This window comes from Streptomyces sp. NPDC096013, assembly GCF_044763565.1.
In the GTDB taxonomy this organism is placed as follows: domain Bacteria; phylum Actinomycetota; class Actinomycetes; order Streptomycetales; family Streptomycetaceae; genus Streptomyces.
This window is the reverse complement of sequence record NZ_JBIWGK010000003.1, coordinates 363,935-384,128: the sequence shown is the minus strand read 5'-3', so window position 1 is coordinate 384,128 and position 20,194 is coordinate 363,935. Positions and strand designations below refer to the sequence as shown.

The window sequence follows — 20,194 nt, the reverse complement described above, 5'->3', positions numbered from 1 at the left end:
ATCGCCCCGAAGGGCGGCTCAGGACAGGGTAGCGGATTCGGGTGGGGCGCTGCCGTCCGGTTCCGCGGGGCCGGGTCAGGCCGCCGACACCCTGGTGAAGCGGCCCGCCACCCGCAGGTCCGCCTCGATCGTGCCCGCCGTCGCCGTCAGCTCGGGCAGCACGTCCCGGACGTACTCCTCGACCGTGCGGCCGGTCACATGGGTCGCCGTGTTCAGCGCGGCCACCACCCGGCCCGTACGGTCGCGGACCGGTACCGCGATCGAGCGCAGACCCGCCTCCAACTCCTCGTCGACCAGGGCGTATCCCCGCCTGCGGACCGTCTCCAGCGCCGCGGCCAGCGCCGCCGGGTCGGTCAGTGTGCGCGGGGTCAGCGCGCGCAGCTCGTGTTCGCGCGGCGGCGCGTCCGCCAGCAGGACGCGTCCCAGGGCCGTCGCGTACGCCGGGAGGCGGGTGCCGACCGCGATGTTCACGCTCATCACGCGGCTGGTGGCGACCCGAGCCGTGTACTGGACCTCGTCGCCGACGAGGATCGCCAGGGACGCCGGTTCGTGGACGCGGGCGGCGAGGGCGGTGAGGTGGGGGTGGGCGAGGACGGGCAGGGTCGTACGGGAGAGGGGCGGGAAGCCGAGGGACAGGACCCGGGGGGTGAGCGCGAACCGGCGGTCGCCCGACGGGGTCACCAGGCCCAGGTGCTCGTACGTGATCAATGCCCTGCGGGCCGTCGCGCGCGCCAGTCCCGTCGCCTGGGCGACCTCCGTGAGGGTCAGTTCGGCGCGGTCCTCGCCGAAGGCCGTCAGGACGGTCAGGCCGCGGGCCAGGGACTCGACGAACTCGCGGCCCAGTTCCTGCTTGGACGCGCCCGTCCAGGTCGCGAGTCCGGAGGGGGCGGGGGACTCGCCGCGCGGTGCCTCGCGCAGGTCCTCGGCCAGGTCCTCCTCCATCGTCCGGACCGCCGAACGCAGCCTGGGCAGAAGGGAGTTCCGCAGATCGTCGGCGGTGTGCCGGCTGGTATGGCTCACGACGCTCGCCACGCAGGCGATCGTGCCGGTACGGGGGTCCCGTACGGTTACGGACACCGCGACCAGCCCGGGTTCGATCAGCTGGTCGTCCAACGCCCAGCCGTCCTCGCGGACTTGGGCGGTCCACTGCTCGAAGTCGGGCCCGGGGGAGGATCGTCGGGGTACGGCCGGGAAGCCCTCGTCCCTCGGGTCGGCGGCCCGGCGCTCCCGCCAGTGCCGCCACTCCGGTTCCGTCCACTCGGTGGCGAACAGCGGTCCCGGGGCGGTGCGTTCGGCCGGGAGCAGGTCGCCGATGCGGAAGCTGAGGGACATCGCGCGGCGGCGGGTCGCCTGGTGGATGAAGCGGATGCCGTCCCGGTCGGCCACCGCGAGCGACACCGACTCGTCCAGTTCGTCGGCCAGCGCGTCCGCGCGGGCGTCGAGCAGGGCGGGCAGGCGCAGCGCGGCGAGGTAGGCGTTGCCCAGCTCCATGATCCGAGGGGTGAGGACCGCGTCCCGGCCGTCGAGACGGACGTATCCCATCCGGGCGAGCGTCCCGGTGATCCGGTCCACCGTCGAGCGGGCGAGACCGGTCGCCCGCTCCAGCGCACTGAGGCTCAACACCCCGCCCGCCTCGGTCAGTTGCCGCACCACGGCGACCCCACGGATCAGCGGCGCGACCGCCTCGGCGGGCACTCCGGCGGCGGGGTCGGCAAGCGAGGTCTCAGCGGGCATCGATTCTCCGGTACGGCAGTCTCGGCAGCCCTACGGTAAGGCCGACCTCGCCGCCTTCGTCACCAGTGGGATCACCGGTGGGTTCACCGGAGGGTTCGCCGCCGTACCCCTACCGCGTCCGGCTCACCGCCACCCGATACGTCCCCGCCCCGTCGACTCCCGTGACCGCGATGCGGATTCCGTGCCCCGGGTCCGTGAACGTCTCGCCCGCTGCGAACGGCGCGTCCGAGAGTTCGGCCTGGACGTTGGGGCTGCGGGTGCAGCCGCCGCTGTCCCGGTGGGCGTCGTAGACCTTCACGGGGCCCATGCCCGTGTCGACGTCCGCCTCGACCTTGTAGATGAGGACGCCGGGGCGGCACACGGCCTCGTCGTTGCCCTCACGGGTGCGGAGTTCGAGGGCGTAGCCGGTGCGGCGGTCGATGGGGACGAAGACCAGGCGGGTGCCCTCGCCGCCGGGCCGCTCCAGCGGGGTCAGGGTGTACCGCGTGGTGCCCGCGGTGCGCGCGCAGTCGACCTGGGACGGGTCGAGCCAGCCGAGCTTCCACTTGTGCCAGCCGAGGAAGTCGTTGTTGGCGCCCCAGTCCTCGCTCATGATGTCCCAGTGGCCGACCGCGCTCCCGCCCTCCTGGGTGTAGAGGTCGGGCAGGCCGAAGGCATGGCCGTTCTCGTGGGGGAGGACGCGGTAGCCGGTCTGGGAGTACGAGCCGGAGCCGTCGTCCTGGCGGGAGTACACGAAGGAGGCGTTGGAGACCGGGACGCCGTCCGCGACCGGGGCCTCCGTATTGCCCGCGAACGTCACCGACAGGACCGTGTCCAGGGCGGAGGGGCCCGCGTTCGGGGTGACCAGGACGTTCAGGAGGTCGTACTGCCGGAAGTCCACCGTGGGGTCGGCCGCGGCCACGATGTCCTGGACGAGCTGCCGGTAGCCGGGGTCGAAGGGTGCGCCGCGTTCTATGCCGTAGGACCGGAAGGGCTTGGGCATGCGGAGCCAGTGGTCGACCGGGGTCGCGGGGCGGTAGTCGAGGCGGCCGTAGGAGCTGGTGGCGAACCACTCCTGGGTCTTGGGGAAGAACTCGCGGTACCGGTCCATGGCGCTGCCCTCGCCGGGCGCGTCGGAGAAGTCGACCATCAGGGTCAGGGCGTGGACCGTGCCGGTGGAGCGGGAGTAGCCGCCGGGGGTGGGGATGCCCTCGGACATCTGGACGTCCAGCGGGCCGTTGATCAGGCAGGGGCCGAGCGTGGAGGTGCGGGCGAGTGCGACCGGGCCCGCCGCCGTCATGGCGCCCGGGGTGAAGCGTTCCGTGCCGGCCGAGGTGCTGACCGCGAGGGTCAGGACGGTCACGGACGCGAGGGCGGCCACGCGGCGCGGGCGTATCCGACGGCTGGGCTGCATACGGGGACCCTTCGCGCCAACGGCAGCCGCCGGTCTCCGGCTGCATCCTTTCGATCACCCTGTGTCGACTCCCGTGCGGGCGCGCGCTGGAGGAGACCGACCGTGTGTTTCTCGCTGGTAGGGGGCCGAACGGGGAGCCGGGAGGGCCGGTGCGCGGAGATCCAAACCGGGAATTCGGCGAATGTGACTCAGGTCACATCTAAAGAATCGCGGAGGCGGAAATAACCGGGGAGCGTCTCCCCGTTTAGCCATGTGTCCGAGCGAAACGGGGAGTGCTTCCCCGGATCGCCTCAGCAGTCCAAGACTTCAGGAGTACGCCGTGACGACCGCGACCCCCGTACAGCGAAAGGTGACCCGGCCCCGTGCCGACGCTTTGCGCAACCGGGAGCGGGTCGTCACCGCCGCCCGCGAGATGTTCGTCGAGTTCGGCCCCGATGTGCCGCTCGACGAGATCGCCCGCCGGGCCGGCGTCGGCAACGCCACGCTCTACCGCAACTTCCCCGACCGCGACGCCCTCGTCCGCGAGGTAGTGGTCTCGGTCATGGACCGTACGTCGGAAGCCGCCGAGCAGGCGCTCACCGAGACCGGCGATGCCTTCGCCGCTCTGGAGCGCTTCGTGCACGTGGCCGCCGACGAACGGATCAGCGCGCTGTGCCCGATGATCTCCGGCACGTTCGACCAGTTCCACCCGGATCTGGAAGCCGCGCGCGAGCGGGTCGAGCAGCTCATCGACGAGGTCATGGACAGGGCCAGGAAGTCCGGTCAGCTCCGCACCGACGTGGGTGTCGGTGACGTGATGGTGGCCGTGGCCCAGCTCAGCCGGCCCCCGGCCGGCACCGGTTGCCTCAGCGCCGACCGCTTCGTACACCGACACCTGCAGCTGTTCCTGGACGGACTGCGGGCCCCGGCCCGCTCGGTCCTGCCCGGTACGGCCGCGACGATGGAGGATCTCCGGCAGCCCTGACCGATCAGTTCAGAGCATCACGCCAGTCTCAGTCTCGACAACAAGCACCGGCTCTCGTCCCGTAGCGACCGCAGAGCGTCGCCCGCAGGACGAGCCGTCCCCGAACACGTCCTTCTTCCGAATTTTTCCGTCACGAAGTCCCGAAGTGGGTACCACCATGTCTGAAACAGCTCGAAGCGCTCCAAGCGCTCTCGACAAGGCCGCCGAGGCCGCCGAGCACGAAGCCCATTCCAACCGCTGGAAGGCGCTCGCGTTCATCGCGCTCGCCCAGCTGATGGTCGTGCTCGACGCGACCATCGTGAACATCGCCCTCCCGTCCGCCCAGACCGACCTGGGCATCTCCGACGGCAACCGCCAGTGGGTCGTCACGGCCTACGCGCTCGCCTTCGGTGGTCTGCTGCTCTTCGGTGGCCGTATAGCCGACCTGTGGGGCCGCAAGCGCGCCTTCGTCGTCGGTCTGACCGGCTTCGCCGCCGCGTCCGCACTCGGCGGTGTCGCCACCACCGGCGCCATGATGTTCGGCGCCCGTGCCCTCCAGGGCGCGTTCGGCGCGCTGCTCGCACCCGCCGCGCTCTCCCTGCTCGCGGTCATGTTCACGGACGCCAAGGAACGCGCCAAGGCGTTCGGCATCTACGGCGCGATCGCCGGTGGCGGCGGCGCCGTCGGCTTCATTCTCGGCGGTGTGCTCACCGAGTACCTGGACTGGCGCTGGACGTTCTTCGTGAACATCCCGTTCGCGATCGTCGCCGCGCTGGGCGCGTACTTCGTCATCCGCGAGCCGGCCGGTGGCCGCAACCGCAACCCGCTCGACATCCCCGGCGTGCTCCTGTCGACCCTCGGCCTCGTGTCCCTGGTCTACGGCTTCACCCGCGCCGAGACGGACGGCTGGGGCGACTCCTCCACCATCGCGCTCTTCATCGCTTCCGCGGTCCTGCTGGCCTCGTTCGTCATCGTCGAGTCCAAGGTCAAGGCCCCGCTGCTGCCCCTGCGTGTGATCACCGACCGCAACCGCGGCGGTATCTACCTCTCGCTCGGCATCGCCATCATCGCGATGTTCGGCACGTTCCTCTTCCTCACCTACTACCTCCAGGTCGTGAAGGGCTTCTCGCCCATCAAGACCGGCTTCGCCTTCATGCCGATGATCGTCGGCATGATGGTCGGCTCGACCCAGATCGGCACCCGGCTGATGACCCGCCTGCCGGCCCGTCTGCTGATGGGCCCCGGCTTCCTGGTCGCCGCGGTCGGCATGCTCCTGATGACGCAGCTGGAGATCGGCTCGTCGTACGCCTCGATCATCCTGCCCGCGATGCTGCTGCTCGGTCTCGGCATGGGTACGGCGTTCATGCCGGCCATGTCCCTGGCCACCCTGGGCGTCGAGCCCCGGGACGCGGGTGTCGCCTCCGCGATGGTCAACACCTCGCAGCAGGTGGGCGGCGCGATCGGCACGGCCCTGCTGAACACGATCGCCGCGTCCGCGACGACCGCGTACATCAAGGACCACATCGCCGGTGCGGGCACCTCCAAGACCCAGCAGCAGCTCGTCGCGCTACAGGGCCAGGTGCACGGCTACACCAACGCCATCTGGTTCGCCGTCGGCATGCTGGTGACGGCCGCCGTGATCGTCTCGGTGCTCGTCAACGCGGGCAAGCAGGGTTCCGACCCGGTCGCCTCCGGTGACGACGTCGAGGACGACTTCAAGATCCCGGTCGTCGCCCACTGACGACGCCCGGCCGGTCGTACCCCCTTCGCACCATCCGTGCCTACGGGGAAGGGGACGCCCCGTAGGCACGACTCCTAGGAACTGCCCTGGTTCTCCGTTGAGTTGAGCGGCTCAGCGGAGCCAGGGCAGATCCGCACCCGCTTCGTTCGGCTGAAGTCCCTCGGCGACGATCTCCATGATCTCGCCGAGGGACTTCTGCTGTTCCGGGGTCAGCCGCTCGAACAGCGCCTGCCGTACGGCGGTCACATGGCCCGGCGCGGTCCGGCGGAGGACGCCGTAGCCGTCGTCGGTCAGCACCGCGAACTGGCCGCGCTTGTCGGACGGGCAGTCCTCGCGGCGCACCCAGCCGTTCTTCTCCAGCCGCGCGATCGCGTGCGAGAGGCGGGAGCGGGTGATCTTCGCGTTCATGGCCAGCTCGGTCATCCGCAGCCGGCGGTCCGGGGCCTCGGCGAGCTGCACGAGCAGGCCGTAGTAGATGTGCGGCATGCCCGCGTCCCGCTGGAGCTGGCGGTCCAGATGGTCCTCCAGAAGGGTGCTGGCGTGCATGTAGAAGCGCCAGACGCGCTGCTCCTCGGCGGTGAGCCAGTGGGCTTCAGCGGGTGCGGATGCGGGTGCCGTGTTCATGCACCCCACTGTACGAGAAGTCTCCTTGAATGTTAAACAAACGAGGGGTAAGCTCTGACGCAGGAAGTTTGAGAGTTAAAGCATCGAGTTCGACCCTGGGAGTGACCGTCATGTCCACCGCCGCACCGGAGCGCATGCCCGCCCTGTATCTCAGCCATGGCGCCCCGCCGCTGGCGGACGACCCGATCTGGCCCGGCGAACTCGCCGCCTGGTCCGCCGGCCTCCCCCGCCCCAAGGCGATCCTCATGGTCTCCGCCCACTGGGAGGAGGCCCCCCTCGCCCTCGGCGCGGTCGACCCCGTTCCCCTGGTCTACGACTTCTGGGGCTTCCCCGAGCACTACTACCAGGTCCGCTACGACGCCCCCGGCGCCCCCGAACTCGCCGAGTCCGTACGGAAGCTGCTGCGCGCCCCGGGCATCCCCGTCCAGGACGTCCCCGACCGCGGCCTCGACCACGGGGCCTACGTCCCGCTCGTCGAGATGTTCCCGGCCGCCGACATCCCCGTCCTCCAGGTGTCGATGCCGACCCTCGACCCCGCCAAGCTGATGGACATCGGCCGCAAGCTCGCCCCGCTGCGCGACGAGGGCGTCCTGATCGTCGGCTCCGGCTTCTTCACCCACAACCTCGCCGCCCTGCGCCACACCGGCGGGGGAGTGCCCACCTGGTCCTCCGAGTTCGACGACTGGGGCAGGCGCGCGCTGGAGTCCCGTGACTGGGACGGCCTGCTGGACTTCCTCCACAAGGCCCCGGCCGGGCGCTACGCCCACCCGCGCACCGAGCACTTCGCCCCCCTGTTCGTCACCATGGGCGCGGCGGAGGCGGGCGGCGAGCTGGACACGCGGGAGTCGGTGAACCCGTCGGTGATCGACGGGTTCTGGATGGGGATGGCGAAGCGGTCGGTGCAGTTCGGCTGAGGCCGGGGCGGCGGGGCGCGCAGCCCTCTCCCCGTGGGAAGGGCTACAACTCCTTCTCGTACCAGGCGACATCCCAGTAGCGGCCGAACTTGCGGCCCACCTCCCGGTAGGTGCCGACACGCCGGAACCCGAAGCGTTCATGCAGCCGCGTGGACGCTTCGTTGGGCTGTGCGATGCCCGCGTACGCCCGGTGCACGTCCTCGTCCGCCAGGGACGCGAACAGGGCCTCGTAGAGCAGCGTCCCGATGCCCCGGCCGCCCGTCTCCGGGGCGAGGTAGACCGTGACCTCGACCGAGGTCGAGTAGGCGGGCTTCGCCCGGTAAGGGCTGGATGTGGCGTAGCCGAGGATTCGCTGTGAGTTTCCTTGGAAGGTCCCGTCCACGGCAACCTTCAGCCGGTATGGCCCGTCTTCAGGGTGGGAGAGCAGCCAGGGGCGGCGCTCCTCCGGCGTGAAGGCGGCGGTGTCGAAGGTGATCGGGGTCTCGCGTACGTAGTGGTTGTAGATGCCGGTGAGGGCTTCGAGGTCACCCTCGACTCCCGACCTGACCTGCACCTCTGTACGTTCCGATGGCATCGCGACCCCCTTGTGGCCGGACAGGGTACTGCAAGATCAGAAAAATAGGGGAGCGGGTTGGGAATTCTGTCCGGATTCCAGTCGTTGTTTCCATCAGATGCAGGGCACACGAGAAGAGTGCCGAAGCATCGGACGAACACCTGCTGACCATCCCCCAGTGCCAAAGGGCCTGGGGGGACCCCATTCGCAAGGGAGCACGCATGGCAACCCGTGCCGTCGCCCGTCGTAAGTCCGCCACCGGCGAGACCTCCGACGCGGCACGCAGTGTTCGCGCCCATGGCGGCGAGATCGCCGACCGCGACCTGGTCGGCATGTATCTCGACGAAATCGCGCGGACACCGCTGCTCGACGCCGCCAAGGAAGTCGAGCTTTCGCAGACCATCGAAGCGGGCGTGTTCGCGCGCCAGGTCCTCGAGGGCGAGGAGAAGTCCCAGGCGGACGCCTCCCGCGCCGAGCTCGAGGCACTGGTCGCCGAAGGGGAGCGTGCCAAGGACGTCTTCATCCGTTCCAACCTCCGCCTGGTCGTGGCCGTGGCCCGCCGTTACCCGCGGAGCGGCCTGCCCCTGCTGGACCTGATCCAGGAGGGCAACGCGGGCCTGGTCCGCGCCGTCGAGAAGTTCGACTACCGCAAGGGCTTCAAGTTCTCGACGTACGCGACCTGGTGGATCCGCCAGGCCATCACCCGCTCCATCGCCGACCAGTCCCGGACCATCCGGCTCCCCGTCCACCTGGTGGAGGAGCTGGGCCGGATCCGCCGGGTGCAGCGCGAGTTCAACCGCAAGAACGGCCGGGAGCCCGAGCACGCGGAGATCGCCGCGGAGCTGGACTCGACGCCGGAGCGCGTGACCGACGTGCTGGACTGGGCCCGTGACCCGGTCTCGCTGAACATGTCGGTGGACGACGACGGCGACACCCAGTTCGGTGACCTCCTGGAGGACACCTCCGCGGTCTCGCCCGAGCAGTCCGTCATGACCCTGCTGCGCAGCGAGGAACTGGACGATCTGATCGGCCGCCTCGACCAGCGCACGGCCTCCATCATCAAGATGCGGTACGGCATCGAGGACGGCCGTGAGCGGACGCTGACGGAGGTCGGCAAGGAGCACGGGCTGACGCGGGAGCGGATTCGGCAGATCGAGAAGCACGCCCTGCTCGAACTGAAGAAGCTGGCCAGTCAGACCGGGTTCGACGCGGCGGCGTAAGCGGGGTGCCGGGGGCTCCCTTTGGGGGCTCCCCCGGGTGGTGTCCGGCCCGCAAACATGGCTGTGTAACGCCGCTTCAACCTCAAGGGCCCTGGGAACAAGACTTCAGGGCCCAGGAGTTGGGGTTCGGGGTACGCCCCGAGACCCCCTGAGCCACGTCCCGACGCAATCCCCCCCCCGGCGCCGGGACTCTCCGGAACCGGGCTTCGGCGCTTACCCCCCAGGCGTCGGGGCCCGGTTCTTTCTGCCGGAGCACGCTTGGATGGCGGGGCACCCCGTACCTGAACTCCGGGGTGGCCCGCCGAATGGCAGATTGTGCCACAGAGGCATAGCCTGCCGATGTGAGCAGCCCCACCCCAGCACCGGATTCCGCCTCCGCACCGCACTCCCGCACCGCCCCGCTCTCGCTGACCGAGCGGCGCAAGGCCGAGACCCGGATGGAGATCGCCCGGGCGGCGGCCGGACTCTTCGTGAGACACGGGCTGCGCGCCACCCGCGCCGAGGACATCGCCCAGTCCGCCGGTATCGCCCCGCGCACGTTCTACCGCTACTTCGCCACCAAGGAAGAGGCCGTCGCCCCGCTCTACGCGGCCGGCGCCCAGCGCTGGGCGGAGGCGGTCCGCGCGGCCCCGGCCGCCCTGTCCGTGCCGGAGGCCCTGGAACACGGGGCACGCCACACGCTGACCCCCGGGGTGGGCGTCTCCGTCAACTCCTGGACCTGGGTGCGCACCCTGATCGGCATGGCCGAGACCAGCCCCGCCCTGCGCCGGGTCTGGGCGGAGGTCTGCCAGGCCTCGGAACGGACCCTGGGCGAGGTCATCATGGAACGCCTCACCCGGTCCGACGGCACCCCCGCCGACCGGGCCCCCTCCGCTGTCTCCCCGGAGCTGCGCTTCGCCGCCGCCGTGGCAAGTGCCGCCGTACGCACCGCGGTTGAGGGCTGGGCGGCCGAGGAGGCGCACGGCGGTGCGGCGGCCGGCCCGGCGGACATGGCGCTGCGGAACCTGCGGGTGCTACGGGACTTTCCCTGGGGGGAGCTGGGAGCGGCGGGACCGGGCGGGGGGTGAGCCCGGCTCACGGGCTCCGGCCGCCACGGGGGCGAGCCCGGCTCATGTGTCCCGGCCGTCACGGGAGGTGGGTCCGGCTCGTGTGTCCCGGCCGTCACGTGGGGTGAGCCCGGCTCACGGGTCCCCGCCGTCACGGGGTGTGAGTCCGGCTTACGTGTCCCCGCCGCCCGCCCGGATCAGCCGCTCGCCCAACTCCCGTACGCATCTGGCCAGTTCCGTCGGCTCCTGCACCGTGAACTCGTACCCCAGCATCGCCAGCCGTACGGCCAGCCAGTCCACCGCGTCGCCGGTCGTGGCGCGCAGGCGGCAGCTGTCCTCGCCGAGCGGCTCCGGGGCGCCGAGCCAGGCCGGGATGCGGGCCGCCACGGCGTCGGCGGGGGCGGCGAAGGTGACGGAGTACTCGTAGGTCTCCTGACGCCGGTACATGGACTGCCGCAGGTACTCCGCCGCGCTCCCCGTCGGCAGCTCGCGCGGGGTGAACCGCGCCCCCGTCGCGAAGGGCCGGCTCACCCGGTCGACCCGGAACGTGCGCCAGTCCTCGCGGTCGAGGTCGTAGGCGACGAGGTACCAGCGCCGGCCGGTCGAGACGAGGCGGTACGGCTCCGTCACGCGGCGGGACTCGGTGCCGTCCTTGGCGCGGTAGGCGAAGCGCAGCCGCTCCCGGCCCGCCACCGTCGAGGCCATCACCGTCAGCGTCTCGGGAGCGATGCTCGCGCCGTCGCCGCTGGTCAGCGGGGTCGTGGCGGCCTGGAGGGTGGCGACCCGGTGCCGTAGCCGCGAGGGCAGTACCTGTTCCAGCTTCGCCAGCGCGCGTACGGACGCCTCGTCCACGCCCTCCAGCGCGTGCCCGGCGCCCGCGCGCAGGCCGACCGCGATCGCCACCGCCTCCTCGTCGTCCAGCACCAGCGGGGGCATCGCCTTGCCCGCGACCAGCCGGTAGCCGCCGTCGGAGCCGAGGGTCGCCTGCACGGGGTAGCCGAGTTCGCGCAGCCGGTCGATGTCCCGGCGGACCGTGCGCCGGGAGACCCCGAGGCGGTCGGCCAGCTCGCCGCCGGGCCACTCGCGGGGCGTCTGGAGGAGGGAGAGGAGCTGGAGGAGCCGGGCCGGGGTGTCCGTCGTCATGAGTGCTCCGTCGTCTTCATGGGGTCGTCCTCATGGGGTCGTCCTCACGGTCGTCTTCACGGGTTCGAGGATGCCGTAGAAGTAGGACACGATCTGACCTAATAGGGCTCTAGCTTCGGGTCATGACCTCCACCGAAACCCTTGTGGACAGCTCGGCCCCGGCCCCCGAGGCCCCCGTGGCCGGCGCGGGTGACCGGCGTCGCTGGTTCGCCCTCGCGATCGTGATGACGGCGGCCTTCATGGACCTCGTCGACGTCACGATCGTCAATGTCGCGATCCCGTCGATCCAGCGGGACGCGGGCGCCTCCTTCAGCCAGATCCAGTGGATAACGGCCGGTTACGCGCTCGCCTTCGCCGCCGGGCTGATCACCGGCGGGCGGCTCGGTGACATCCACGGCCGCAAGCGGCTCTTCCTCGTCGGCATCGGCGGCTTCACGCTCGCCTCCGCGCTCTGCGGCTTCGCCGCCAACCCGGAGATGCTCGTCGCCTCGCGCATCCTTCAGGGCGGGATGGCCGCGATGATGGTGCCGCAGGTGCTGTCGATCGTGCACGCGACCTTCCCGGCGCACGAACGCGGCAAGGTGTTCGGGCTGTTCGGCGCGATCGTCGGACTGGGCGCGGTGTCCGGTCCGCTGCTCGGCGCGCTGCTCACCGAGTGGAATCTGTTCGGGCTGGAATGGCGCCCGATCTTCCTGATCAACCTGCCCGTCGGTATCGCCGGACTGATCCTCGGCACCCGCTTCATCACGGAGTCCAAGGCCCCGCGCGCGCTGAAGCTGGACCTGGTGGGCGTCACCCTGGTCACCCTCGGCCTGCTGATGCTGCTCTATCCGCTCACCCGGGGCGACGAACTGGGCTGGCCCGCCTGGGGGTTCGTGTCGATGTCCGGCTCGATCGGGGTCTTCGCCGGGCTGGTGGCCTACGAGCGCCGGAAGGCGGCGCGGGACGGTTCGCCGCTCGTCGAGCTGTCCCTGTTCGAGGTGAAGAGCTTCGCGGCCGGTATCGCCGTACAGACGGTCTTCGGGATCGGGCTCGGCATCTTCTTCCTGGTCTGGACGCTGTACATGCAGATCGGGCTGGGCTGGAGCCCGCTGCGGGCCGGGCTGACCGGTGTGCCGTTCTCCCTCGCCTGCTCGGCGGCGGCCGGGATGTCCGTGCAGAAACTGGTGCCGCGGCTCGGCGGGCGCAATGTGCTCCAGACCGGCGCGCTGGTGATGGTGGTGGGCGTGCTGCTGTACCTCTGGGAGGCCGACCGGTACCAACTGGCCATCGCCTCCTGGCAGATGGCGCTCCCGCTCGTCGTGATGGGCGCCGGCATGGGCCTGATCTTCGCCCCGCTCACCGACACGATCCTCTCCGAAGTGCCGCGCGAGCACGCGGGATCGGCGTCCGGGCTCATCAACACCGTTCAGCAGATGGGCAACGCGCTGGGGCTGGGGCTGGTGTCGGTGGTCTTCTTCGGCTCGATCGGCGACCGGCTGACCCCGGCCGAGGTGGGGCCCGCGTTCGTCAACGCCTTTCAGGACTCGCTGGGTTGGGTCGCCGCGGTGATGGGGCTGATCTTCCTGCTGATGTTCGCGCTGCCGGGGCGGGCGGCCGGGGCGGCGGTCGCGGGGGCGGTCGAAGGGGTGGTCGAAGGGGCTCCGGTCACGGAGGCGACGGCCAAGGGGGCTGAGGCCACAGAGGTCGAGGCCAAGGAGGCCGCGTTCGGCGGGAGTTGATGCCTCTCCAGGTGCCTGACAGCGCCCCGCCCCGAGCAGTACGGGGGTGGGGCGCTCGACGTGAAAGAGCGGACGATGGCGTACGCCGGGGGACGGGTGGGGCGTACGCCCGGCAGGCCGGACGGCGCACCGGGGGCCGAACGCCGCACTACGTCCCCTAATGCTCGCTTCTGTGGTGAACACTCCGGTTACGGGCGTCTCGTGGGCCCAAGTCGCCCGCGCCGAGGGAAAACTGACGGACCGTGAGTTACCGGTGGGGCGGGCGGGCCGGGTGTGCGGGACGGGGGGCGGGCGCGGGATCGGGACGGTGTTTTTATTATCTTGTCGACACTTCACGATGTTGCGGCGGCGAACCGTTGATTTCCGTTCAGGAATCCGCCCGGCACCGCGACCGGCCACATTTTCTGTCGCCTTTGATTGCCTCGGGAAAAGGAATTCCGGCAGCGCCGTCCGGTTAATCGGGCGGGCCGGAGTGGGGCGCTCCGCGGGCTTTGCCGGGCGGGCTTCCGGTGGCCGGAGTCGGCGGTCGCGCGGGCCCGTACTGGCCGAATCTGTTTACTCTTGATCGATGGCAATCAGTTGATAACGCTGTCATGTCCCTGTGGGTGGCGGAAGCGCCTTCCTCACGTGGGGACAAAGGGGGCAAAAGGCTCGGCCTGTCGGGGCGTCCCGACGGCGCGTGTGGCGAGGTTAGCTGTCGGTGACAATCCCCGTGGGCGGGGATTTCGCTGGACTATCCGGCGCCGGTGGTGGGCGGGGAGTGACCCAAACGGCATCCGTGGTGTTTACTGGGCAGCGGTCTGATCCTTGGTGGGTCCGGACCATTCCGGGAGGCCCTGGGGGTGGTGCCCCGGGGCCTCTCGTTTTTTGCCGACGGTTTGTGTACGTGTCATATCTCGGCCACCTGAGAAGGGTCCCGGCACCCCTCCGGGACGCGGTGGATAACCAGAACGGCCGCGATCGGCAATGCGGTAAAGGGTGTTTTCTTTCCCCTTCGTATTGCTCGTGATCTTCTGTAATAAAGCCCTACGGCCAGGGGTTTCCGAAACGATCTACATTCTCCGCCGCCACCTTCGAAAACGCGGCTGGCTCTTCACTCGTGGCGAGGGGTACCGTGCTATCTCGCGCCACTGTTTCCACCCGCCGGGCCTCACCAGCCGGGCGGTGCCGTATCTCCCGGAACGTTCCGGACCCACCACCCGGAACCTCGCTGAACAGCGGGGTTCTCCTGCGTAGACACTACGAGGATCGCACTATGCGTACCGTCAACGGCGACGGCGTACGTCCGCCGTCGCACCGCGGCTCCCGCGGCACCCTCCTGGTGACACCCCGTCACCACCCCACGCGTCAGGGCGCGCACGCCGGTGCGCGTGCCGACGCGGCCGCCGGGGCGGGGGAGTGAGCGTGCCCTCGACCGCCGACACCAACCGGCCGACCGACCACCCCCTCATGGGCCATGAGGACAAACCTGAGGGAAGCTTCCTGCAACGCCTGTCCGCCGACGACTGGCGTTTTCTGCTGGAGGACGACCTCCGGGGCCGCAGCTACGGCCAGGACGAGCACCTGCCGATGGCGGCGGACGACCGGAACGTCTACCTGATCTGGGACGGCGTCGTACGACAGGACCGCTTCCCGCTCGGTGACTGGGAGGGCGCCCCCGTCGTCACCCGGTTCCGGGGCGGCGGCCAGCTGGTCGGCGAGGCCAAGCTCATCAGCCCCGAGTCCGCCGTCCGCACCCGCTGCCTGACCAGGACCGTCGTCATCCCCTGCCGTGCGCGCCGCTTCAACGTGCTGCTGAGCAAGCGGCCCGAGGCCAAGCTCGCGCTGCTGCGCAGCCTGGAGCACCGCAACCGCAGCGACGAACTCGTCTACACCCTGACCACCAGGCCGCCCCTGGAGCGCACCAGTCGGCTCCTGGCGCATCTCGCCGACACCGCGGGCACCCCCGATGCCCGGACGGGCGTCACGCACATCACGGGCCCGGCTCAGAGGGACATCGCGGCGGCGCTCCAACTCGCCGTCTCCACAACGGAGAACGCGCTGCGGACCCTGCGTTACCACGGGATCGTCGAGGCTCGGTACCGGAAGTTCCTCGTCCATGACGTCGACGCGCTGCGTCACCTCGCCGGCGGGGTGTGACCCCGCCCGGCGCACCGTTCCCCTCCCCGCTCGCGTTTCATCCCCGAACGGATCACCCCATGATGATCAGCACCTTCCTGGTGCCCGCCGCCACCGCCTTGCTCGGGGCCCTGACGTACCGGCATCACCGGCAGGTCTTCGCCTGGACGAAGTGGCTGCGCCACAAGGACGAGACGAACGCCGATTTCGACAGGCCGGCCGAGTGGCTCGGCGACCTCTACAAGGCCCAGTGCCGCCTCACCCGGAAACCTTGTGCCGCCGACGACTTCGTGGAGATCTCCCAGATCGGCAACATGATCGAGGGAATAGCCGAAGACACCGAGGCTGTCAGGCTCGAACTGGCGAAGGTCGTCGAGTGTGTGAAGGACTACGTCGACTCCGCCCTGCCCGAGTTCGACCCGACGGCCGCGCATATCGGTGTCCAGGAGTGCCACGCCCGGCTCGTGCAGGCCATGCGGCAGGAAGCCGCCCGGGGCGAACTGGTGCGTGCCATCCTCGCCGCCCAGAAGAAGATCAAAGACCTGCGTCGCGGCTGACCCCACACCGCATGGCGCCCCCAGCCAGCCCCCCCCAAAAAAAGCCCCGTCCGCCCGTTCATGTCCACCTGATGCCCGAACCTGTTTACTTTCCGGAAATCCGGGCGTAGCCTCCCCAGCGAAACCACAAGTTCGGGCACAGGTCGGAGGCGAACGGACATGTACGCACCGGAGCGGCAGCAGGAGATCCTCCGGCTGGCCCGTGACGGCGGCCGGGTGGACGTCATATCGCTGGCCGAGGAGTTCCAGGTCACGGCGGAGACGATCCGCCGGGACCTGAAGGCCCTCGACCGCGCGGGACTCGTCCGCCGGGTGCACGGCGGTGCCATACCCGCCGGGCGGCTGGACTTCGAGCCGGACCTCGCCGAGCGCGAGTCGACGGCGGCCGACGAGAAGGACCGCATCGCCAAGGCGGCCCTCGCCGAGCTGCCGATGCAGGGCACGGTGATCCTCGACGCCGGTACGACGGTGGCCCGCCTCGCGGGCATCGTCCCGCTGGAGGCCGAGCTGACCGTCGTCACGCACTCGCTGCCCATCGCGGCCCGCCTCGCGGACCACCCGGGCATGCAGCTCCACCTCGTCGGGGGGCGCGTGCGGCACCGTACGCGCGCCGCCGTGGACGCCTGGGCGCTGCGGGCCTACGGCGAGATCCGCGCCGACGTCGTGTTCGTCGCGGCCAACGGCTTCTCCGCCGGGCACGGGCTCACAACCCCCGACCTCGCCGAGGCCGCGGTCAAGCGCGCGGCGATCGCCGCCGCCCGCCGGGTGGTGCTGCTCGCCGACTCCGCCAAGCACGGCCAGGAGCACTTCGCCCGCTTCGGCGCCCTGAGCGACGTGGACCTCCTGATCACCGACAGCGGGCTGAGCCCTGAAGACGCCACCGCCATGGAGCGCGGCGGCATGGAAGTAGTGCGCGCATGATCCTCACCGTCACCCCGAACCCGTCCCTCGACCGCACCTACGAGGTCCCCTCCCTCGACCGCGGCGAGGTCATACGGGCCACCGGCGAACGCATGGACCCCGGCGGCAAGGGTGTCAACGTCTCCCGCGCGGTGTCCGCCGCGGGCCGCCGTACCGTCGCCGTCCTGCCGCTGGGCGGTGCTCCGGGCGCGCTGGTCGCGGACCTGCTCGACGCGCAGGGCATCGAGGTCGCGCCGGTCCCGGTCGCCGGGGCCACCCGCTCGAACATCGCGCTGGCCGAGGCGGACGGCGTGCTCACGAAGATCAACGCACCCGGGCCCGAACTGACCGCCGCCGAGCAGGAGTTGCTTCTGGAGACGGTCCGGCGGCAGTCCCGTGACGCCGACTGGATCGCCTGCTGCGGGAGCCTCCCGCGCGGCCTCGCGCCGTCCTGGTACGCCGAGTTGGTGGCCCGCGCGCACGCCGCCGGGGTCCGGATCGCCCTCGACACCTCCGGGCCCGCCCTCATCGAGGCGCTGCGCGAACGCCCGGACGTCGTCAAGCCCAACGCCGAGGAACTCGCCGAGGCCGTCTCCCGCCCGCTCGCCACCGTCGGCGACGCGGTCAAGGCGGCGGAAGAACTGCGGGAGTTGGGCGCCGGTGCCGTCCTCGCCAGCCTCGGCGCGGACGGGCAGCTGCTCGTGGACGGCTCCGGTGCCTGGTACGGCAGCGCGCGCGTCGACGTCGTACGCAGCAATGTCGGCGCCGGGGACTCCTCGCTGGCCGGCTTCCTGATCGCCGGCGGCAGCGGCCCCGACGCCCTCGCCTCGGCCGTCGCCCACGGCGCCGCCGCCGTCCAGCTCCCCGGCAGTGTGATGCCGACCCCGGCCGATCTCGACCCGGCCGCGGTGACCGTCACGGCGGACGTCCCGGTGGACCGCGTCCTCACGGAGCCGGTGACATGAGCGCGCCCACGGTCCGTTCGGCCACCCGACCCCGCTCCCCGTTAACGGCCGCCCCCTCCCCGCAGCCCCGCTGTACCCCCGTCCCCGTCCCCACCCCCGCCCACGGCAGTCCCCGGGCGATACGCGAGCGAAGGAGCCCGCGATGAGCGAGATGATCACCGCGGACCTGGTCGACCTCGACCTGTCCGCCGATACCAAAGAGGCGGCGGCACGCGCCCTCGCCGAGCGCATGGTCGCCCAGGGCCGGGTCACCGACCTCGACGGCTTCCTCGCCGACGTGGCCGCCCGCGAGGCGCAGATGCCGACCGGCCTCGACGGCGGCATCGGCATCCCGCACTGCCGCAGCGCGTACGTCACCGAGCCGTCCCTCGCCTTCGGCCGCAGCGCCGAGGGTGTCGACTTCGGCGCCCCGGACGGCCCGGCCGACCTGATCTTCCTGATCGCCGCACCCGCCGGCGCCGACGACGCCCACCTCACGATCCTCTCCTCGCTGGCCCGGCAGCTCATGAACGCCGAGTTCACGTCCGCGCTGCGCTCGGTGGGCGACGCGGAGAGCGCGGCGGCGCTGATCCGCGGCGACGAGGCCCCCGCGGCCGTCACCTCCGAAGACTCCGTGGCGACGTCGGCGGCGGCCTCCGCCGACGCCGCCACGGACAGCACCGCACCGGCGCCCCACGGGGACGGCGACACTCCGTTCCGTATCGTCGCCGTCACCTCCTGCCCCACCGGCATCGCGCACACCTACATGGCGGCCGAGTCGCTGGAGAACGCGGGCCGCGAGGCCGGTGTCGACCTCGTCGTGGAGACGCAGGGCTCGGCCGGTTTCACCCGGCTCGACCCGGCGGTGATCGCTGCGGCGGACGCCGTGATCTTCGCCCACGACGTGCCCGTACGGGACAAGGACCGCTTCGCTGGGAAGCCGACCGTCGACGTCGGCGTGAAGGCGGGCATCAACCGCCCCGCCGAGCTGATCTCCGAGGTCCGCGGCAAGGCGGAGCGCGGCGAGGTCACCGGCGGCGCCACGCCGACCCCGGTCGAACGCGGCGGCGAGGAGGGCGAGGGCTACGGCTCGATGCTCCGCAAGTGGCTGATGTCCGGCGTCAGTTACATGGTCCCGTTCGTCGCGGCGGGCGGTCTGCTGATCGCCCTCGGCTTCGCGATCGGCGGCTACGAGATCAAGTCCGCGCCCTCGGTCATGCAGCACTTCGTGTGGACGCAGACCGACAGCTGGGCCGCGCTGATGTTCCAGATCGGCGCCGTCGCCTTCGGCTTCCTCGTCCCGGTCCTGGCCGGTTACATCGCCTACGGCATGGCCGACCGGCCGGGTCTGGTGCCCGGGTTCGTCGGCGGCATGATCGCCTCCACCATCAACGCGGGCTTCCTCGGCGGCCTGGCCGCCGGTCTGATCGCCGGTGGTGTGGTGCTGGCCATCCAGAAGGTGAAGATCCCCAAGGCGGTCCGGGGGATCATGCCGGTGGTGGTGATCCCGCTGATCTCCACGGCGATCGTCGGGTTCCTGATGTTCGTGGTCATCGGCAAACCGATCGCCTCGGCGCAGAAGGGCATGACCGACTGGCTCAACGGCCTCAGCGGCTCGAACGCGATCCTGCTGGGCGCCCTGCTCGGCCTGATGATGTGCTTCGACCTCGGCGGCCCGGTCAACAAGGTCGCGTACACCTTCGCCACCGCCGGTATCGCGGTCTCCAACCCCAGTGAGTCCGCGATGAAGATCATGGCCGCGGTGATGGCGGCCGGCATGGTCCCGCCGCTGGCGATGGCCCTGGCGACGACCGTGCGCGGCAAGCTCTTCACCGAGACCGAGCGGGAGAACGGCAAGGCCGCCTGGGTGCTGGGCGCGTCCTTCATCTCCGAGGGCGCGATCCCGTTCGCGGCGGCCGACCCGCTGCGCGTCATCCCGTCCTCGATGGTGGGCGGCGCGATCACCGGCGCCCTGTCGATGTCCTTCGGCGCGACCCTGCGGGCCCCGCACGGCGGCATCTTCGTGGTCCCGCTGATCGGCAACCCGTTCCTCTACCTGATCGCCATCGCGGTCGGCATGTGCGTCACGGCGGCCCTGGTCGTCGTACTGAAGGGCATGCGCAAGCCGGTCAAGGGCGGCACCGCTCCCGGTGCGCCGGAGGACATAGCCGCTCCGGCGGCGGACACCAAGCAGCCGGTCGCCGCCTAGCCTCCGTCCGGCCTCCGTCCGGCCCCTGCCCCACCTCCGTCTGCCTCTTTTGGGCCACTGTGAGGTGTTCACGGCAACTGCGATATACGTCACGGTCCGGGACCACGGTCCCGGACCGTGGTGTCTACTGGAACGCATGCCTGAGCACGTCTCGATCCTCCAGCTGACCGGTGTGGCCGTCCTCGCCCTGGCGACCGTCGCCTGGGTGGTCGGCCTGACGCGCGTCCTGCGCCGCTCCCTCGTGGAACCCACCGCATGGCACGCGGGCCACCCGCTCTACGGCCTTCCGCCCCAGCGCGCCACCCCTCCGCACATGGAGTCCGTCGAACTGACCCCGGCCGAGCGCGACGCGTTCGCGGGTCTCGTACGACAGCTCAGCGACGGGCGCTGAGGGCGCTGGGCGCGCCGGCTCGGGACCGCTGGGAGACCTGCGC

Annotated in this window: 18 protein-coding genes; 13 read left to right on the top strand and 5 right to left on the bottom strand. The window is 70.9% G+C overall.

Going from position 1 to position 20,194, the window contains the following annotated elements:
- Positions 1 to 75: 75 nt before the first annotated feature.
- Together ACIRB1_RS13245 and ACIRB1_RS13240 are read right to left on the bottom strand one after the other, a co-directional pair.
- Positions 76 to 1,734, bottom strand: coding sequence for an IclR family transcriptional regulator C-terminal domain-containing protein (locus ACIRB1_RS13245; RefSeq protein WP_403465600.1), 1,659 nt, complete (start codon positions 1,732 to 1,734; stop codon positions 76 to 78).
- Positions 1,735 to 1,843: 109 nt separating this feature from the next.
- Entirely contained in the window at positions 1,844 to 3,127 is a 1,284-nt protein-coding gene (locus ACIRB1_RS13240; protein WP_403465599.1) for a M6 family metalloprotease domain-containing protein, read from the bottom strand.
- Positions 3,128 to 3,446: 319 nt separating this feature from the next.
- Here ACIRB1_RS13240 and ACIRB1_RS13235 point away from each other — a divergent pair, with 319 nt between their 5' ends.
- Together ACIRB1_RS13235 and ACIRB1_RS13230 are read left to right on the top strand one after the other, a co-directional pair.
- Positions 3,447 to 4,091, top strand: coding sequence for a TetR/AcrR family transcriptional regulator (locus tag ACIRB1_RS13235; RefSeq protein ID WP_352181865.1), 645 nt, complete (start codon positions 3,447 to 3,449; stop codon positions 4,089 to 4,091).
- 157 nt (positions 4,092 to 4,248) lie between these two features.
- Entirely contained in the window at positions 4,249 to 5,811 is a 1,563-nt protein-coding gene (locus ACIRB1_RS13230) for an MFS transporter (RefSeq protein WP_352181864.1), read from the top strand.
- A gap of 111 nt (positions 5,812 to 5,922) precedes the next feature.
- Here the strand turns inward: ACIRB1_RS13230 and ACIRB1_RS13225 are convergent, their stop codons facing one another.
- The gene (locus ACIRB1_RS13225; protein ID WP_352181863.1) at positions 5,923 to 6,435 is read right to left on the bottom strand and encodes a MarR family transcriptional regulator; all 513 of its coding nucleotides are present in this window, start codon (positions 6,433 to 6,435) and stop codon (positions 5,923 to 5,925) included.
- Between the two features lie 110 nt (positions 6,436 to 6,545).
- Here ACIRB1_RS13225 and ACIRB1_RS13220 point away from each other — a divergent pair, with 110 nt between their 5' ends.
- Positions 6,546 to 7,349, top strand: coding sequence for a class III extradiol ring-cleavage dioxygenase (locus ACIRB1_RS13220; protein WP_352181862.1), 804 nt, complete (start codon positions 6,546 to 6,548; stop codon positions 7,347 to 7,349).
- 43 nt (positions 7,350 to 7,392) lie between these two features.
- Here the strand turns inward: ACIRB1_RS13220 and ACIRB1_RS13215 are convergent, their stop codons facing one another.
- Positions 7,393 to 7,923 (bottom strand): GNAT family N-acetyltransferase, encoded by a 531-nt coding sequence (locus ACIRB1_RS13215; protein WP_403465598.1) that lies wholly within the window; start codon positions 7,921 to 7,923, stop codon positions 7,393 to 7,395.
- 200 nt (positions 7,924 to 8,123) lie between these two features.
- Here ACIRB1_RS13215 and ACIRB1_RS13210 point away from each other — a divergent pair, with 200 nt between their 5' ends.
- Together ACIRB1_RS13210 and ACIRB1_RS13205 are read left to right on the top strand one after the other, a co-directional pair.
- On the top strand, positions 8,124 to 9,122 hold the full coding sequence (locus ACIRB1_RS13210; RefSeq protein ID WP_328829870.1) for a sigma-70 family RNA polymerase sigma factor: 999 nt from the start codon (positions 8,124 to 8,126) through the stop codon (positions 9,120 to 9,122).
- 341 nt (positions 9,123 to 9,463) lie between these two features.
- Positions 9,464 to 10,189: a TetR/AcrR family transcriptional regulator gene (locus ACIRB1_RS13205; protein ID WP_403465597.1), complete on the top strand. Its 726-nt coding sequence runs from the start codon at positions 9,464 to 9,466 to the stop codon at positions 10,187 to 10,189.
- Positions 10,190 to 10,339: 150 nt separating this feature from the next.
- Here the strand turns inward: ACIRB1_RS13205 and ACIRB1_RS13200 are convergent, their stop codons facing one another.
- Positions 10,340 to 11,311 carry a helix-turn-helix transcriptional regulator gene (locus ACIRB1_RS13200; RefSeq protein ID WP_403465596.1) on the bottom strand — a complete coding sequence of 324 codons (972 nt, stop codon included), beginning with the start codon at positions 11,309 to 11,311 and terminating at the stop codon, positions 10,340 to 10,342.
- 122 nt (positions 11,312 to 11,433) lie between these two features.
- Here ACIRB1_RS13200 and ACIRB1_RS13195 point away from each other — a divergent pair, with 122 nt between their 5' ends.
- The 8 genes from ACIRB1_RS13195 to ACIRB1_RS13160 all read left to right on the top strand — a co-directional run bounded on the left by ACIRB1_RS13195 (position 11,434) and on the right by ACIRB1_RS13160 (position 20,151).
- Positions 11,434 to 13,032 (top strand): MFS transporter, encoded by a 1,599-nt coding sequence (locus tag ACIRB1_RS13195; RefSeq protein ID WP_403465595.1) that lies wholly within the window; start codon positions 11,434 to 11,436, stop codon positions 13,030 to 13,032.
- Between the two features lie 1,255 nt (positions 13,033 to 14,287).
- A complete protein-coding gene (locus ACIRB1_RS13190) occupies positions 14,288 to 14,434 on the top strand; it encodes a hypothetical protein (RefSeq protein WP_403465594.1) in 147 nt (48 codons plus the stop codon).
- A 2-nt stretch (positions 14,435 to 14,436) separates the two neighbouring features.
- On the top strand, positions 14,437 to 15,171 hold the full coding sequence (locus ACIRB1_RS13185) for a Crp/Fnr family transcriptional regulator (protein ID WP_352181857.1): 735 nt from the start codon (positions 14,437 to 14,439) through the stop codon (positions 15,169 to 15,171).
- A gap of 59 nt (positions 15,172 to 15,230) precedes the next feature.
- Complete coding sequence (locus tag ACIRB1_RS13180) at positions 15,231 to 15,707, top strand: hypothetical protein (RefSeq protein ID WP_403465593.1); 477 nt, start codon at positions 15,231 to 15,233, stop codon at positions 15,705 to 15,707.
- A gap of 159 nt (positions 15,708 to 15,866) precedes the next feature.
- Entirely contained in the window at positions 15,867 to 16,628 is a 762-nt protein-coding gene (locus ACIRB1_RS13175) for a DeoR/GlpR family DNA-binding transcription regulator (RefSeq protein WP_352181855.1), read from the top strand.
- Positions 16,625 to 17,572 (top strand): 1-phosphofructokinase, encoded by a 948-nt coding sequence (gene pfkB, locus ACIRB1_RS13170; RefSeq protein ID WP_403465592.1) that lies wholly within the window; start codon positions 16,625 to 16,627, stop codon positions 17,570 to 17,572. Before ACIRB1_RS13175 ends, pfkB begins: the two co-directional genes overlap by 4 nt.
- A gap of 142 nt (positions 17,573 to 17,714) precedes the next feature.
- On the top strand, positions 17,715 to 19,760 hold the full coding sequence (locus ACIRB1_RS13165; RefSeq protein WP_403465591.1) for a fructose-specific PTS transporter subunit EIIC: 2,046 nt from the start codon (positions 17,715 to 17,717) through the stop codon (positions 19,758 to 19,760).
- 136 nt (positions 19,761 to 19,896) lie between these two features.
- A complete protein-coding gene (locus ACIRB1_RS13160; protein ID WP_352181852.1) occupies positions 19,897 to 20,151 on the top strand; it encodes a hypothetical protein in 255 nt (84 codons plus the stop codon).
- Positions 20,152 to 20,194: the final 43 nt, after the last annotated feature.